The organism is Sphingobacterium faecale (genome assembly GCF_016746095.1).
Lineage (GTDB): Bacteria > Bacteroidota > Bacteroidia > Sphingobacteriales > Sphingobacteriaceae > Sphingobacterium > Sphingobacterium faecale.
This window is the reverse complement of the sequence record NZ_JAERTY010000010.1, coordinates 73,008-87,297: the sequence shown is the minus strand read 5'-3', so window position 1 is coordinate 87,297 and position 14,290 is coordinate 73,008. Positions and strand designations below refer to the sequence as shown.

Sequence of the window (14,290 nt, the reverse complement as noted above, 5' to 3'; positions counted from 1 at the left end):
GCTTTAATCTTTAGTTGTACACACTAATGGTACCCTTTTTTTATTTTCCAGGTTTTTATCAAAAGGTACCCAAATAAAGCTCCGCCTACATGGGCCAGATGCGCAATTGAAGATCCTGAATTGTTAAAGCCTAGGTACACTTCAATCAAAATATAGGCACCCACAAAATACTTTGCTTTGATGGGGACAGGGATAAACATGAAATATAAAGGCATGTTTGGAAACAGATAAGCAAAGGCTAGCAATAAACCAAATATTGCACCAGATGCACCTACCATAGGCGTTCCGTATATTGATATTAGCGTGTTAAATTGTTCCTTTGAAAGTTGTAAAGATGTGGAGACACGATCCTGTGCAAAATCAAAGTTTAGAAAAGTACTTGCTCGAATACTACCTGTTATCTGCTTTACTTCTATGGCTTGCACTCCATATTGTAAAACTAGTGCTCCAAGAGCACAGATGAGGTAATAGTTTAAAAACCGTTTAGAACCAAACATACGCTCAATAATCGGTCCGAACATAACAAGGGCAAACATGTTGAAAAATATGTGACCTATGGAACTCGTACTATGCATAAACATATAGGTAATAGGCTGCCATATCTTGAAAAATGGTGAATCCGGATAATATACTCCAAACCATCTGCCCGCTGGCTCGAAAATAACAGCACCAATGAAACATATAATATTTATGATCAGTAGGTTTTTAACGACAGGTGAAAGATTGCTAAATATATTGTTCATGTATACTCTTCTAGTTTTTATTAAATTTTTCCATCAGTTCCTGTAACGTGATGGTGATGATTGTCGGCTTGCCATGTATCGAAATATTAGGGCTTTCACAGGCAAATAATGCATCAATTAAGTCCGATATGGATTCATTGTCCAAGGCTGTCCCCGGTTTAATCGCTGCATTTTTAGCTAAACTCCTGGCCAAATTTTCCCTTTTGGTAAGCGTGAGGTCTGAAGCATTATGTTTGTAGTCTTCTAACAGTTGGTCGACTACTTTTGCTTCATTAATATTCGTCCCGAGATCAGCAGGAATTCCATCTACAATATAAGTAGTTTTTCCGAAAGGACGAAGTTGAAACCCTAAAGTCTGTAGTTCAGGAAGGAGTTCCCCCATCAGGGCGAAATCTGACGCGGATAGCTCCAGTGTACTTGGGAATAGACTTTGTTGACTGGATCCTTTATTGTTTTCTAGGTGTTCCTTGTACTGTTCAAATAAAATACGTTCATGTGCTGCCTGTTGATCAATGAGCATGAAGCCAGAATGTATCTGAGAGATGATATATCTGTTATGAATTTGAAAGAAATGTTTCTTGTTCTCGCTCTTGGGTTGAAAGATGTCGTCTGTTTCTACTTCCTCTGGATGAAGCGATAGTTGAGTACGCTCTTCTTGTTCTGTAATCTGATACAATGTATCCCAATTTTGAGGGATACCTATCTTCTTTTCTAGACCTTTCGAATAACTTTCTGCTCTGGAAACTTTTGAGGATGTAGGAATATCGCTTCCCTCTTCAAAAGGGTTGAAATTTGGATTGAAAGAAATTGTAGGCGCTTGTATCTCATCCAAGGGCTTGGTTGAGATCAGATTACTGAAGCTCGTCTCTTGGTTGAAGTCTAAAGAAGGCGTAATATTATACCGTCCTAATGATCTTTTAACTGCGGATCTTAAAATAGCGTATATTGCTTTTTCATCTTCGTATTTAATCTCTGTCTTCGTTGGATGGACATTGATGTCTATTTTTGCAGGATCAATTTCTATAAATAACACATATAAAGGAAAACTGTCTGCCGATAAAACCTCTTCATATGCGTTCATGATCGCATGATTTAAATAGGGGTCTTTGACGAATCGCTTGTTGACGAAGAAAAACTGTTCCCCTCTGGTTTTTTTTGCATATTCAGGTTTGCCAATAAAACCTTCAATATTGATGATACTGGTTTCCTCTTCGACAGGTACTAGTTTTTGATTATAATTATTCCCGAAAAGGTGAACTATCCGTTGTTTTAAACTTCCAGGTGATAGATGAAACAATTCGTTATTATCGCTGTGCAAACTGAAAAAAATATCAGGATGAGCTAACGAGATGCGTTGAAATTCGTCAATAATATGACGCATTTCAACTGAATTGCTCTTTAAAAAGTTGCGTCTGGCCGGAATATTGTAGAATAGATTCTTTACGGCTATACTTGTGCCAGCCGGTAATGCTTCTGGGTGTTGGTCAATTACTTTGGAACCCTCTATCTCTATAATAGTGCCTAATTCATCTTCTACACGCTTGCTCTTGAGCTCTACGTGCGCTATTGCAGCAATAGAGGCCATGGCTTCTCCACGGAATCCCATAGTGCGGATGGCAAATAAATCTGCTGCTTTTCTAATCTTGCTAGTGGCATGGCGTTCAAAACATAGACGTGCATCGGTAACACTCATACCACAGCCATTGTCTATGACTTGAATCAAGGTCTTGCCAGCGTCTTTCACAATCAACTTGATACGGTCTGCCCCGGCATCTATAGCGTTCTCTATAAGTTCTTTCACGGCAGAGGAGGGTCTTTGGACCACTTCACCTGCGGCGATCTGATTGGCAACGGAATCTGGGAGTAATTGTATAATATCAGACATACGATGCGAAGTTACGAAAAAACCTTTACCTGTGATACCCATTGTGGCTTTTAGCGTACGGTTGTATGCTATTTACTTATGGCAGATTACAGTCTGCCATAAGTAAGACATTATTACAATGTGATTTGTCTTTTTATACTCTCTTCTAACGAGATAATGGTTTCCGTACGTTGAATTCCTTTTAAGCCCTGGATATCTTCATTTAGAACTTTACGTAAGTGTGCGGTGTCTTTACATATGATTTTGGCAAACATACTGTATTGACCGGTACAGTAATGCAGTTCAACGACTTCTTTTACTTGCCTCAGTTGCTCTACAGCATCAGCATATTGAGATCCCTTTTCTAGATATATACCAAGAAATGCGGTGATATCAAAGCCAACTTTCTGCGGGTTAATGATAAGATTGGAACCATGTATGATACCGAGTTCTTCCATTTTTTTCATACGTACATGTATAGTTCCCCCAGAGACAATTAATTTCTTTGCTATTTCTGTATATGGAATGGATGCGTCTTCCATTAAAATGGATAAAATCTGGACGTCAAGATTATCTAAATCGTAATTTGAATAGTTTTTTTCCATAGAACCTAAAATTATACTGTTTCTTTATTGTGTTTGTCTTTTTTAATATTAAATGTCCTCCCTGATCGCAAACCATGTTTTAATGGATTGTAGATTGAAAAGGTGATCTTAATTGTTGTTTAATATTTTTCAAAATTAATAACAAAAAATCATATTGTATTTTTATTTTTTGAAAAAAATGAATTGTATTTTGTGATATTTTAATAATACCTCTGTTTTTATAGACTGTTGCTTTTCTTTATCTTTATAAAAATTAAAGAATTAAGTAGCAGATTATGGATATTGATGATGTCAAAATTTCAAGGAAGAAGCCCATATTTTCTGTTGGAGCTGGTTTATTGAAATACCTCAAAATGTATCAACGCGAAGCCAAGTTACCTATATCTTATTACGATTTACTGCATTTTCAAGAAACGGTGCCCGTAATGGACAAATATGGTAATGATACGTTTTGGGAAACTCCCTTATACCCTCCACATTTACAGGATCAATTATATGAGGGGCTCAAGGTTGTATATGCCGTTCTCAAGGCATCGGGAAATACAAGGATTGTGCAGCATAAGATCATAGATAGGATTGAATATTGTGCGTTTGGTAATACCAAGCCGTTTCGGATTCGGATCGTAAATCGTTTGAATGATGTCTACGATTATTTTTATATTAAACAAGCGGACGCCTCTCGTATTTATGGACTCGAATTAGAAGAGATTCTCTCTCCGAATCAAGTGAACTATGTATACGATCGAGATACCTTGGTAGAAGAGCATATTGTTGGCATTCCCGGCGATGTTTTTAGTAAAGGGCGAATCGAAAACCCTGATTATAACCAGACAAGAATTGCTAAAGAGTTTGTTAAGTTTAACGAACGGTGTATCATATCTTTGCTAGGGGATATGCGGGCTTACAACTTTGTGATGCAAATCACACCGGACTTTGATGATTTTCAGTTTAGAATTCGTGCTATCGATTTTGACCAACAGTTTTATGAAGGTAATCCGAAAGTGTATATGCCTCAGTTTTTTAAGGAGAATTTTCCCTATGTGAAACTTTGTATGGAACACTTGAATGATAGAACAGTCTTGCAATACCAACAGGAAGAGCGATCTTCTATTGTACACCGTGTACGGAGCGAACGTCATCGTATAAAAGATCTGAGAGATGCTTCTCAAACGCAACAATTGTCAACTGCTGAAAATATCATGCAGCTTCGAGAAGGCTATGGGGGATATTATAATAATGACAATTATTATCGATGTAAAAGTATGACAGATATTGTGGAGCTAAATGTTAAAAACGTGATCAGACAGGTGCAGCTCTAGCGGATCCGGTCTTGATTGTCTTTGATGAAGGCCGACCAGTTGGAGTAGCTTTTCCCGCCTGTGGTCGTATTCTGTTGAAAAGCGTGGCAGACTGCCACGGCCAGACCGTCTGTAGCATCTAGAAACTCCGGAGTTTCTTTAAAACCCAACAAGCTTTGGAGCATCGCCGCCACCTGTTCTTTACTGGCATTTCCATTGCCGGTTACCGACTGTTTGATCTTCCGTGGAGCATATTCAAAAATAGGAATATCTTGGCTTAAAGCCGCAGCCATGGCTACTCCTTGTGCCCGACCCAATTTTAACATGACCTGAATGTTTTTGCCGTAAAATGGTGCTTCCAAAGCGACGCAATCGGGTTTGTATTCTTCAATTAGGGCTAAGGTTTTTTTGAATATACGTTGTAGTTTGAGCCCATGGTCGTCCAGATGTCCCATTTTTACAACGCCCAATGTCTCCAAAGTCATTTTTTTGCCCACTTCTTTTATGACACCATATCCTAAAACAATGGTGCCTGGGTCAATTCCTAAAATGATCCTTTCTTTAGCCTTCTCCTTTTGCATGGTACAAAACTAAGTAATTATTTGTTGCTTTTACATGCATGTAATTTGGATTTACAAGGAGTTGATTTGCTTTTACATGCATGTAATTTGGATTTACATGTAGTTGGTTTGCTTTTACATGCATGTAATTTGGATTTACAAGGAGTTGATTTGCTTTTACATGCATGTAATTTGGATTTACAAGGAGTTGATTTGCTTTTACATGCATGTAATTTGGGTTTACATGTAGTTGGTTTACTTTTACATGCATGTAATTTGGGTTTACATGTAGTTGGTTTGCTTTTACATGCATGTAATTTGGATTTACATGTAGTTGGTTTGCTTTTACATGCATGTAATTTGGATTTACAAGGAGTTGATTTGCTTTTACATGCATGTAATTTGGATTTACATGTAGTTGGTTTGCTTTTACATGCATGTAATTTGGATTTACAAGGAGTTGATTTGCTTTTACATGCATGTAATTTGGGTTTACATGTAGTTGGTTTGCTTTTACATGCATGTAATTTGGATTTACATGTAGTTGGTTTGCTTTTACATGCATGTAATTTGGGTTTACATGTAGTTGGTTTACTTTTACATGCATGTAATTTGGATTTACATGTAGTTTGGATTTGCAAGGAGTTGGATTGGGGATGCCTGCCATTAAATGCAGTATCCCATAAAGTGTGTAAATCTTTAATTAGGCTTCTAGATTCTGTCTTCAAATTTTAAACTGGCTTTAAACTAGGGGTACTGAAAAAATATGCTTAAAATTGTGCTTTCAAAATTTTGGAATTGACAAAGACACAGAAAAAATATCTTAATTACGGCATTAAGTTCGGTATTGTAGGGTTGGCGGTTTGGTTTATAATAACCAAAGTCAATAATCAGCAAAATCTGGTGGCATTTACTTCATTAATGAAGAGCATTCCATCATCAACAATGTATGTGACGCTGAGTGTTGTTGTCGTTTTAATGTTGTGTAATTGGTTTTTGGAGGTCGTCAAATGGAAATATTTAAGTCGAAGTCTAGAGTCTCTGAGCTATTGGAAAGCTATACAATCTGTTTTCTGCGGTTTGACTTGGGCCATATTCACGCCCAATAGAATCGGAGAGTATGGGGGACGTGTACTGCTTCTACAACCAAGGAATCGAGCGAGAGGAGCTGTATTGATGGGAGTAGGGCTGTTTGCTCAACTGGTATTAACTAGTTTTTTTGGTGCACTAAGTATCGCTTGGTTTGTTACCGTGTTTATAGACGCGCCTACTTCGGTTGTTTTAGCCATTTGGATGATTGCCATAATCTATGCCTTCGCGTTTTTATTGTTATATTTTAATGTCCATTGGATAGATCATCTTGTTGGAAAATTGAGTTGGCTAAGTAAAGCGAAACCTTTTTTTGCGGTTTTAAAAGATGTACGTTCCAGGGAACTTCTCCATGTCCTTCTTCTTTCTTTGGCTAGGTTTGTGATTTTTACATCACAATATGTGATATTGATGGTGGTTATTTTGCCTGAAATACCGTTGATATCTATGATATTAATGATTTTTATTCTTTTCTTTGTGCAAGCTGCCGTACCTTCATTGGATATATTTGACTTTAGTGTACGTAGCTTTGTCGCTAGCAATCTATATAGTTATGTGACCGCACAGGAGATAGCTGTCATGGCTATTGTCTCCTGTATATGGTTTGTTAATTTGATTCTGCCGGCTATTATTGGTTCTTTTTTTGTATTGAATGTTAATTATCTAAGTGATAGTAATTCTTAATTTTTCCTTAATTTCTTGTGCCGCAATATATGTGTTTTTAGTCTTTTACATGCGTAAGGGATGGATGAATATACCTTATTTTAAATCAGCCGATTCTATATCCGAAACTGTTTCGGTGCTCATCGCGGCGCGTAATGAAGAGGATAATATTGCACGTACAATCGAGTGTATATTACGTCAAAATTTTCCTAAAGAGAAGCTGGAACTTATTATTGTTGACGACCACTCGACCGATAAAACTGCGGATATCGTACGGTCGTATGCCGATAAAGGAGTGAAGTTGCTACAGCTATCGGTAGGTGATAAACTCAATTCTTATAAAAAATATGCGATTACTAAAGCCATTGAAATGGCTAGTGGGAGTATTATAGTAACTACGGATGCGGACTGCAGGATGGGAGAGAATTGGCTCCAGACAATAATGCAGTATTTCGAAGCTAACGATAGCTATTTAGTTTCTTCTCCGGTATTGTATTCGGAAGAAAAAAGTCATTTCGAAGAGTTGCAGACGTTAGAGTTTATGTATCTCATTGGCTTGGGGGCTGCTGGGATCGGCCTTCGTTCTCCTACGACCTGTAACGGAGCGAATCTAGCTTATCGAAAATCTGTTTTTTTTGAAATGGGGGGATTTAGAGGTATTGATAATCTAGCATCAGGTGATGATGAACTTTTCCTGCATAAAGTAGCAGAGAAACATGCTAATAAAATTGGTTTCTGCAAGTCAAAGGAGGCTATCGTGTATACCGATGCTAAGCCTGATCTGAAATCGTTTATCAGCCAGCGCAAACGATGGGCCTCTAAGAGTACGAAGTATAAGAATAAGAAGGTAGTCGCTCTGGGCGTGAGTATTTGGCTATTTAATCTGGCTCTTTTGGTTTCTCTGCTTGCATTTTTTATTCGCATGCCCGAGTTTAACTGGCTTCTTTTGACTGCTTTTGGATTAAAGATAATAGTAGAATTCTTTTTTATGGTACCGATTGCTTCCTTTATGGGCAGGAAAGAGTTATTAAAATATGTACCGATTCTATCTGTGGTTCATAGCTTTTATATGGTGTATATCGGTATAGCTGGGAATACAGGTAAATATGATTGGAAGGGCAGACAGGTCAATTAATGTTCTACTTTTGATCTGATCAGGTCTTCTGCTTGATTTACGATCTCTTCGACGCTTAGTCCTTGCTTGTTTATGGGGGGGAGTACCTCCCAGGTCATTTTAGTGAAAGGTCTCAGAGGGAACATGCCATGTCGCACCATTTGATAAGAACCGTTTATAGCTATAGGGACGACGAGGGCATTTGGGTTTTTCTTTAATAGGGTTGCAATACCGCCAACCGAGAAACTTTTCATTTTCCCGGTTTTAGTTCGTGTTCCCTCCGGAAATATGACAGCAGACCAATTTTTTTGTTTCATATTATTGGCCAATGTTAATATCTCCGCTATAGATTGTTTAGGATCTTTGCGATCGATATTAGCAGCCCCTCCATGTAGCAAATTAAAGGATATACTTGGAATTCCAGCATGAGCAAGCTCTATCTTTGAAATGAACTTAGCATGATGTTTCCTTAGATGGTATATTATAGCAGGGATATCAAACATACTTTGATGATTGGCTACAAATATAATCGGAACCCCAATAGGTAGTTGCTCATGTCCGGTAAACTGTACCGAATTGAATAGTGTGTAATTACAAGAAGTGAGAAAGAAGTTAAGGATATCTACACTCCGCTTATGAGCTGTATAGCCGCCCAATTTTAGGCATAACCATTGAATCGGGTGGAAAACTAAAAGTGCAACTGCAAAACAGATATAAAAAATAGGAGTCAGAAGGTATCCAAAAAATCTTCTCATACAAAAAAATAATGCAGCAAACTTAGAGAAATTACCGCGTATATGCAATACAATTGAACAATCTTGAGCTTATAATCATTTGTTTATTTTTGTTAATAAATTTATTGTTTTGTTTAATAATGTTTATATTGTATTTAATAATATTTATATATTAGCTATTAATGTTTAGGATTTTATTTGATTTGTTGATATGAAATTACCTGTGAGGTGTCCCAGTTGTGACGAAAAATTACAAGTAGCCAAGCTTAATTGTGGTAACTGTGGTACAGAGGTTTCGGGAGTGTATCGGTTGCCTGTGTATATGCAGCTTAATCTCGAGGAACAAGAATTTGTGTTAGAATTTTTATTGAGTTCGGGAAGTATTAAAGATATGGCTTCTAAGCTCGGGAAAAGTTATCCGACAGTCCGCAATAGATTAGATGATTTAATCGCTAAAGTAAATGATTTACAACATGAAAAATAATTCTAATATTTACTTGGAGAAGCAGGGTTTTGCAAAGATATGGATTATAGCTCTGTTGTCTTTGTTTTTGTTGATTCCTGTGATAGATGTTTATCGTGGACATAAGGAAATAGGCGGCCTAACCTTTGATTTTGGTTTGTTGATAATCTTGGTGTTAATCATTTATTTTTCCTTTGCAAAGTTATGGACGACTGTAGATGCCGAGGGGATCGAAATTACATTTTTACCCTTTGCGTGGCGAAAGCGTTGGGCTTGGAAAGACGTTCAAGAAGTATATATCCGTAAATACTCGCTGTACGAATTCGGTGGATGGGGGTATCGACTTGGAAGTGGTGGGACAGCGTATACCAGCAAAGGTAAACATGGGGTGCAGCTTGAATTTAAAAATGGAAAGAAGATCCTCGTAGGCACACAACATCCCGAGGAAATTAAACAGTTTATTACTAAAATAAGAGAAAATGGCTAATGTGACATTCAACCCCTTTGTAGATAGTTCCGAAAAGAAATTGCTCCTGATCGGATTCATAGGTTTTGCCTTTGCAGTTGTGTTGACCAACTATAGTGATACATTGATGCTAGGGTCCTTGAAACTGGTACATGTGAAGCCTAAAGAATGGTATTCTTCCTTGTATAACTTAGGGTTTACCATAATAGCTAATACGCTATTGTTGTATTTTTTTGCACTTATACGGTTTAGTCGGACGCGATTTGTCGATGTGCTGAACACGGTACTGATTGCCCACTTCGGTATGTATGTATTGCTATTGGTAAGTAGTATACCTGTCGTAGCTGATTTTTTGAAATCAATCGAATTTATGGTATTAGATCACATCGATGATCCTAGTAAGATTCCGCTGGATAAGATCATTTTAATGCTCATTTTTGGTTTCTTTTCGATTGGTTGTCTGATTGTTTTCTTTATTCTTTTGACAATGGGAATGAAAATTGCAATGAATAGTAAGAAAGGAGGAGATACGGTTATAATCGTTCTTTTGGTCCTCTTATTAAACACGCTATTACAGTTTCTTAATTTATATATCTAATTGATGCGTATTTGTATTTTATTATTCTTTATCATGATACAATCCTGCCTATGTTTTTCACAAGACTATGAAGGCAGGTGGCAAGGAAATTTAAGTTATGGAAGCGCAAGCCTACCTTTTGTCTTGAAGTTGAAACTAACTCAAGGGCAATGGATGGTCGAGGCGGACAGCCCAAAGCAAGGCGTTCATGGTATACCAGGGAAAGTGGGTTTTCGTGCAGATTCTATTTTTGTTCAGTTGCAAGGTGGGATACGAATATCTGGTGTTTTATTTGGTGATAGTACGATAAAGGCTACATTTATGCAGGCCGGCGTAAAACTTCCCCTACTTTTGGCTCGACGGACAGGAACTGATATGGATCTGAAGCCTTTAATTAGACCGCAGACCCCGCAGCCCCCTTATGGTTATGATACGATAGATGTTAGTTTTAGGAATGATTATGATAAGATTACTTTGGCTGGTACAATGTCTTACCCTAGGAAGTCTGGTCGTTATCCTGCCGTCATTTTATTAACGGGATCTGGTGCGCAGAATAGAAATGAGGAGCTTTTTGGGCACCAGGTTTTTAAGGTGCTGTCCGATTATTTGACGAACCAAGGTATTGTGGTTTTGCGTTATGATGACCGAGGGGTGGGATTGAGTGGCGGAGTATTTGAAACGAGTACAATTGAAGATTTCAGTAAAGATGCTATGGCAGCATTGGAGTTCCTAAAGAAACAAAAGCAGGTGGATCCACAGAAGCTGGGAATTATTGGTCATAGCGAGGGCGGATTGATAGCAGAGTTATTGGCAGGTCAGGGACTGTCCGATTTGTCTTTTATTGTCTCTTTGGCGGGGCCTGCTATTTCAATTGATAGACTGATGGTGGAACAACTGTACGCTATCGGTAAAAGCGGTGGCATGAGTGAGGCTAATCTTGAGATTGCGAAGCGGATTAATAGCAAGAATTTTGCGATTATAAAAAGTGACCTAACTACGGCTGAGGCCTATAGGGCATTGATGGAGAACGTTGGAGGTGTGATTGAAAATAATGGGAGTACGGAATTACAGACTGAATTGATGACGATGTTGGCCCCTGCCTACCGTTATTTTGTTCGTATCGAACCAGAGCAGTATCTTCCAAAGATCACAGTGCCGGTTTTTGCCGCATTTGGCTCATTGGATGTTCAGGTGCCGGCTGATGTCAATCTGAAAAGTCTATTTGATCTCTTGCCTAAGAACAGGAAGAATGTATTGAAAAAGTACGAAGGGTTGAATCACTTGTTTCAACAGGCTAAAACCGGGCAGGTCGCAGAGTATGCTCAGATAGAAGAGACGATAAGCACTCTGCTTTTGAAGGATATTGCAGGCTGGATAAAAGGATTGTAAAAAATAAAGAGCAGGAATGCTCTTTATTTTTATGGAGTTGTATTAGCTACAGGCAATACTTTTCCGTTATAGTATTTAGCACCATTTTGAGCAAATTCGGCAATGTATCGTCCCATCTCGAATGCTAGTGTGCCTGCTTGCATTCCTGGGAAAGCTGACTCGAACATTTCGGTTTGAGAAGAGCCAAGTGCTAGGCAATTGACTTTTATGCCTCTATCTTTGAATTCTTCAGCAAGACACTCGGTTAAAACTGCAAGGGCACCTTTACTGCAGGAATATGCACTTAAGCCGGGGAACTTGGACGATCCTTGAAACCCTCCCATGCTACTGATATTGACGATATGGCCGCCTTCTGTCATTAAAGGTACTATGTGTTTGATTATGTTGACATGTCCTAACAGGTTGCTTTGTAGCATTTGTGCAAAGTCTTCAGTTGAGGTTTCTAAAAAAGGTTTGTTGATTAATGCGCCGGCATTATTTATCAAGATATCCACCTTGTCAAATTTAGAAGTAATGAAGGGGACTAGGGATTCTGTATAGTTATCATACACAATGTCAAATTGGGCAGGATAGAGTTTGCCACCGTCATGGTTTAATGAAGATGCTATTTCATGTAGTTTTCGCAACTTGTCTGCTGATCTAGCCAGTGCAATTACATTGTTTTCTTTATTGGCGGTGAGATCCAGTACCGCTTCAAAGCCGATACCGCTACTTGCCCCTGTAATAATAATATTTGCCATTATAAATTGTTTTCGTCTAAAGTTTCTTTATCGATTTCTTTTTCAACCTCTGCCACGGATGGTAAACGGTCAGCCCCTAATCGTTGTGGTCTAAATATGTAGTATATACCAGAGCATGCCACTAAAAGAGAAATTATATAAAAAAACAGGCTGACCAGAACTGCGGTATGTTCGTCAATCTGGAAATAATTTGCACCATATATCATCACTAGCTCCCGCAATCCTACGCCTCCTCCGATCGAAGGAACGATGGCAACCAAGGAGGATACGAGAAAGATGAGCAGGTAAGGGGAGAATTTTTCGTCGAAGTTGAGCGAGTATAAAATCAGTATTGCGGTGATAACCTGAAAACTCTGCACGGCTAAGGCCTTGATATGTGTGCTGATGAATTTCTTGGAAAAGCTACGGAACAAAAGATGTAAAAAGAAATAATAGGAGGCTGTGCCGATAACGGCCACTGAAATTGGAAGTGTATTAGGAATGGCCAATCTCGGCATGAATATAACGAGTGCACATATAATAATAGCGAGTGCCCACAATCCACTAAGTCGGTCAAAGAAAACGGCGCTTAGAATCTTTCTACCTGATACGTTGTGGTTTTTTTTTAAGAAGTATATCTTATAACCATCGCCGCCGATACCACCAGGGAGAAAGAAGTTGTACAGTAATCCCAATTGGTATAGCCTTAGGTTGTAGCGCTCGCTGAGCTTTAGCTGGATAGCTTTGAAAAAAGAGTTTAATCTGGAAGAAGCAATCAGTATTGATAACGTATAGGTACATAGAGCTAAAAAGAGAAAACCCCAATTGCAGTCAACCAGTGCGTTTTTTAGATCTTTAAAATCGATTTTATGTGCAACCCAGTATAGTGCGCCAAATGTGACAATTACTTTGAAAATATTTTTTACAACATTTAGTGTTGTTTTGTTCTTCATGCTAATCTTACTTTTCGTAGCCTACAAAATTACATTATCAAATCCATTATATTAGGGGGTAAATCCTAGAATATAGTAGAATAAGATAAACTATGAAGAAAATACAAGAAAGAGAGAAGAGCCAATTAATATCCGAGTGAATAAACTTGTGCTTTAAGCTTAAGAACATCAGTGTAAACACAATTAAGAACAAGACTATAGGGAAAACCAAAGACCAGATGTTTTCAAAATGTATTGTTGAGGCTAATTGATCTCCTTTTGCAAAATATAAATAAATGGAAAAGGCTAAAATAATAACAAGCAAACGTATTAAAGTTTTTGCTACAATTCTACTTATGGTATGATTTTTGGATGCCATCGCTAATTAAGATATCAATGTTTTATATCTTTGCAAATATACATCATAGATTATTTAATAATTATATTATGCGTAAACGTATTCTTTCCCTACTGTCACTTTTTACAGTGATAATGTTGGTAACATCCTGTGGAGCTCAAAAAAAAGGAGCGTCCGGTACCAATAGTGGTTCCTCCTCAACATCAGTAACAGGTCCTTCTGCTTCACAATGGCGTGCGGGTGTAAAAGGAACGTGGGTGTTAAATTCTGTGACCCGTCAAGATATACCTGAATCCTATACGATCAAGAATATTTTTGATGAAGCTCCGGTGGAGTGTTTTATAGGTAGCGTATGGAATTTGCCTGCTGGAAGTTTTAGAAATCAGACGGGAAGTATCACATTTAATTCATCAGGTAAGCTGTGTGCGAATGGTGCTGTGCGTACTATTGTTTGGTCTATCTATGATCCAGGAAAAATGGGTGGTGAGCCCGAGTTTCAGTTTAAAAAACTATATGCAGGAGATAAAGCCGCAAATGTAAAGAATGGTTATGCATTGGGGTTGTCTTTCGCAGATCAACAGTCTTTGGTATTAAAAATGCCTATTCCTTTGGATAATGGTGCCAGAGGACACCTTGTTTTTAACTTTTCAAAACAAGCTGACTAAACATATTTAAAATGTAGGAAGAGGGACACTATACAGATGGATGGTGTTCCT

General features: G+C 38.1%; 16 protein-coding genes. 8 read left to right on the top strand and 8 right to left on the bottom strand.

Annotated elements, in window-relative coordinates:
- Positions 1 to 23 precede the first annotated feature (23 nt).
- From JKG61_RS17830 to JKG61_RS17820, 3 genes are all read right to left on the bottom strand, one after another.
- Entirely contained in the window at positions 24 to 743 is a 720-nt protein-coding gene (locus JKG61_RS17830) for a rhomboid family intramembrane serine protease (protein WP_202104315.1), read from the bottom strand.
- A gap of 10 nt (positions 744 to 753) precedes the next feature.
- A complete protein-coding gene (mutL, locus tag JKG61_RS17825) occupies positions 754 to 2,628 on the bottom strand; it encodes a DNA mismatch repair endonuclease MutL (RefSeq protein WP_202104314.1) in 1,875 nt (624 codons plus the stop codon).
- Positions 2,629 to 2,741: 113 nt separating this feature from the next.
- Positions 2,742 to 3,212: an Lrp/AsnC ligand binding domain-containing protein gene (locus JKG61_RS17820; protein WP_021068517.1), complete on the bottom strand. Its 471-nt coding sequence runs from the start codon at positions 3,210 to 3,212 to the stop codon at positions 2,742 to 2,744.
- Positions 3,213 to 3,487: 275 nt separating this feature from the next.
- Between JKG61_RS17820 and JKG61_RS17815 the strand changes: the two genes are divergently transcribed.
- Positions 3,488 to 4,531, top strand: a complete 1,044-nt coding sequence (locus JKG61_RS17815) for a hypothetical protein (protein WP_202104313.1) — start codon at positions 3,488 to 3,490, stop codon at positions 4,529 to 4,531.
- On the opposite strand, the gene ruvC is transcribed toward JKG61_RS17815, so the two are convergent.
- Both ruvC and JKG61_RS17805 read right to left on the bottom strand, forming a co-directional pair.
- Positions 4,528 to 5,091, bottom strand: a complete 564-nt coding sequence (gene ruvC / locus JKG61_RS17810) for a crossover junction endodeoxyribonuclease RuvC (RefSeq protein WP_202104312.1) — start codon at positions 5,089 to 5,091, stop codon at positions 4,528 to 4,530. The genes JKG61_RS17815 and ruvC overlap by 4 nt on opposite strands.
- A complete protein-coding gene (locus JKG61_RS17805; RefSeq protein WP_202104311.1) occupies positions 5,072 to 5,677 on the bottom strand; it encodes a hypothetical protein in 606 nt (201 codons plus the stop codon). The genes ruvC and JKG61_RS17805 overlap by 20 nt, the downstream gene beginning before the upstream one ends.
- Positions 5,678 to 5,868: 191 nt before the next feature.
- Here JKG61_RS17805 and JKG61_RS17800 point away from each other — a divergent pair, with 191 nt between their 5' ends.
- Both JKG61_RS17800 and JKG61_RS17795 read left to right on the top strand, forming a co-directional pair.
- Positions 5,869 to 6,843, top strand: a complete 975-nt coding sequence (locus tag JKG61_RS17800; protein ID WP_202104310.1) for a lysylphosphatidylglycerol synthase domain-containing protein — start codon at positions 5,869 to 5,871, stop codon at positions 6,841 to 6,843.
- Between the two features lie 49 nt (positions 6,844 to 6,892).
- Positions 6,893 to 7,957 carry a glycosyltransferase family 2 protein gene (locus tag JKG61_RS17795; RefSeq protein ID WP_202104309.1) on the top strand — a complete coding sequence of 355 codons (1,065 nt, stop codon included), beginning with the start codon at positions 6,893 to 6,895 and terminating at the stop codon, positions 7,955 to 7,957.
- Here the strand turns inward: JKG61_RS17795 and JKG61_RS17790 are convergent.
- Positions 7,954 to 8,691, bottom strand: a complete 738-nt coding sequence (locus tag JKG61_RS17790; RefSeq protein WP_202104308.1) for a lysophospholipid acyltransferase family protein — start codon at positions 8,689 to 8,691, stop codon at positions 7,954 to 7,956. The two genes, JKG61_RS17795 and JKG61_RS17790, sit on opposite strands and share 4 nt — an antisense overlap.
- A 190-nt stretch (positions 8,692 to 8,881) precedes the next feature.
- Here JKG61_RS17790 and JKG61_RS17785 point away from each other — a divergent pair, with 190 nt between their 5' ends.
- The 4 genes from JKG61_RS17785 to JKG61_RS17770 are packed head-to-tail and all read left to right on the top strand — an operon-like array spanning position 8,882 to position 11,565.
- The gene (locus JKG61_RS17785; protein WP_202104307.1) at positions 8,882 to 9,154 is read left to right on the top strand and encodes a DUF2089 family protein; all 273 of its coding nucleotides are present in this window, start codon (positions 8,882 to 8,884) and stop codon (positions 9,152 to 9,154) included.
- Positions 9,144 to 9,620, top strand: a complete 477-nt coding sequence (locus tag JKG61_RS17780; RefSeq protein ID WP_202104306.1) for a hypothetical protein — start codon at positions 9,144 to 9,146, stop codon at positions 9,618 to 9,620. Before JKG61_RS17785 ends, JKG61_RS17780 begins: the two co-directional genes overlap by 11 nt.
- Positions 9,613 to 10,197, top strand: coding sequence for a hypothetical protein (locus JKG61_RS17775; protein ID WP_202104305.1), 585 nt, complete (start codon positions 9,613 to 9,615; stop codon positions 10,195 to 10,197). The genes JKG61_RS17780 and JKG61_RS17775 overlap by 8 nt, the downstream gene beginning before the upstream one ends.
- Before the next feature lie 33 nt (positions 10,198 to 10,230).
- Positions 10,231 to 11,565 (top strand): alpha/beta hydrolase family protein, encoded by a 1,335-nt coding sequence (locus JKG61_RS17770; RefSeq protein WP_202104304.1) that lies wholly within the window; start codon positions 10,231 to 10,233, stop codon positions 11,563 to 11,565.
- 29 nt (positions 11,566 to 11,594) lie between these two features.
- On the opposite strand, the gene JKG61_RS17765 is transcribed toward JKG61_RS17770, so the two are convergent.
- Both JKG61_RS17765 and JKG61_RS17760 read right to left on the bottom strand, forming a co-directional pair.
- Positions 11,595 to 12,305, bottom strand: coding sequence for an SDR family NAD(P)-dependent oxidoreductase (locus tag JKG61_RS17765; protein WP_202104303.1), 711 nt, complete (start codon positions 12,303 to 12,305; stop codon positions 11,595 to 11,597).
- On the bottom strand, positions 12,305 to 13,237 hold the full coding sequence (locus tag JKG61_RS17760; RefSeq protein WP_202104302.1) for a lysylphosphatidylglycerol synthase transmembrane domain-containing protein: 933 nt from the start codon (positions 13,235 to 13,237) through the stop codon (positions 12,305 to 12,307). Before JKG61_RS17760 ends, JKG61_RS17765 begins: the two co-directional genes overlap by 1 nt.
- Before the next feature lie 426 nt (positions 13,238 to 13,663).
- Here JKG61_RS17760 and JKG61_RS17755 point away from each other — a divergent pair, with 426 nt between their 5' ends.
- Complete coding sequence (locus JKG61_RS17755; protein WP_202104301.1) at positions 13,664 to 14,239, top strand: hypothetical protein; 576 nt, start codon at positions 13,664 to 13,666, stop codon at positions 14,237 to 14,239.
- Positions 14,240 to 14,290 lie beyond the last annotated feature (51 nt).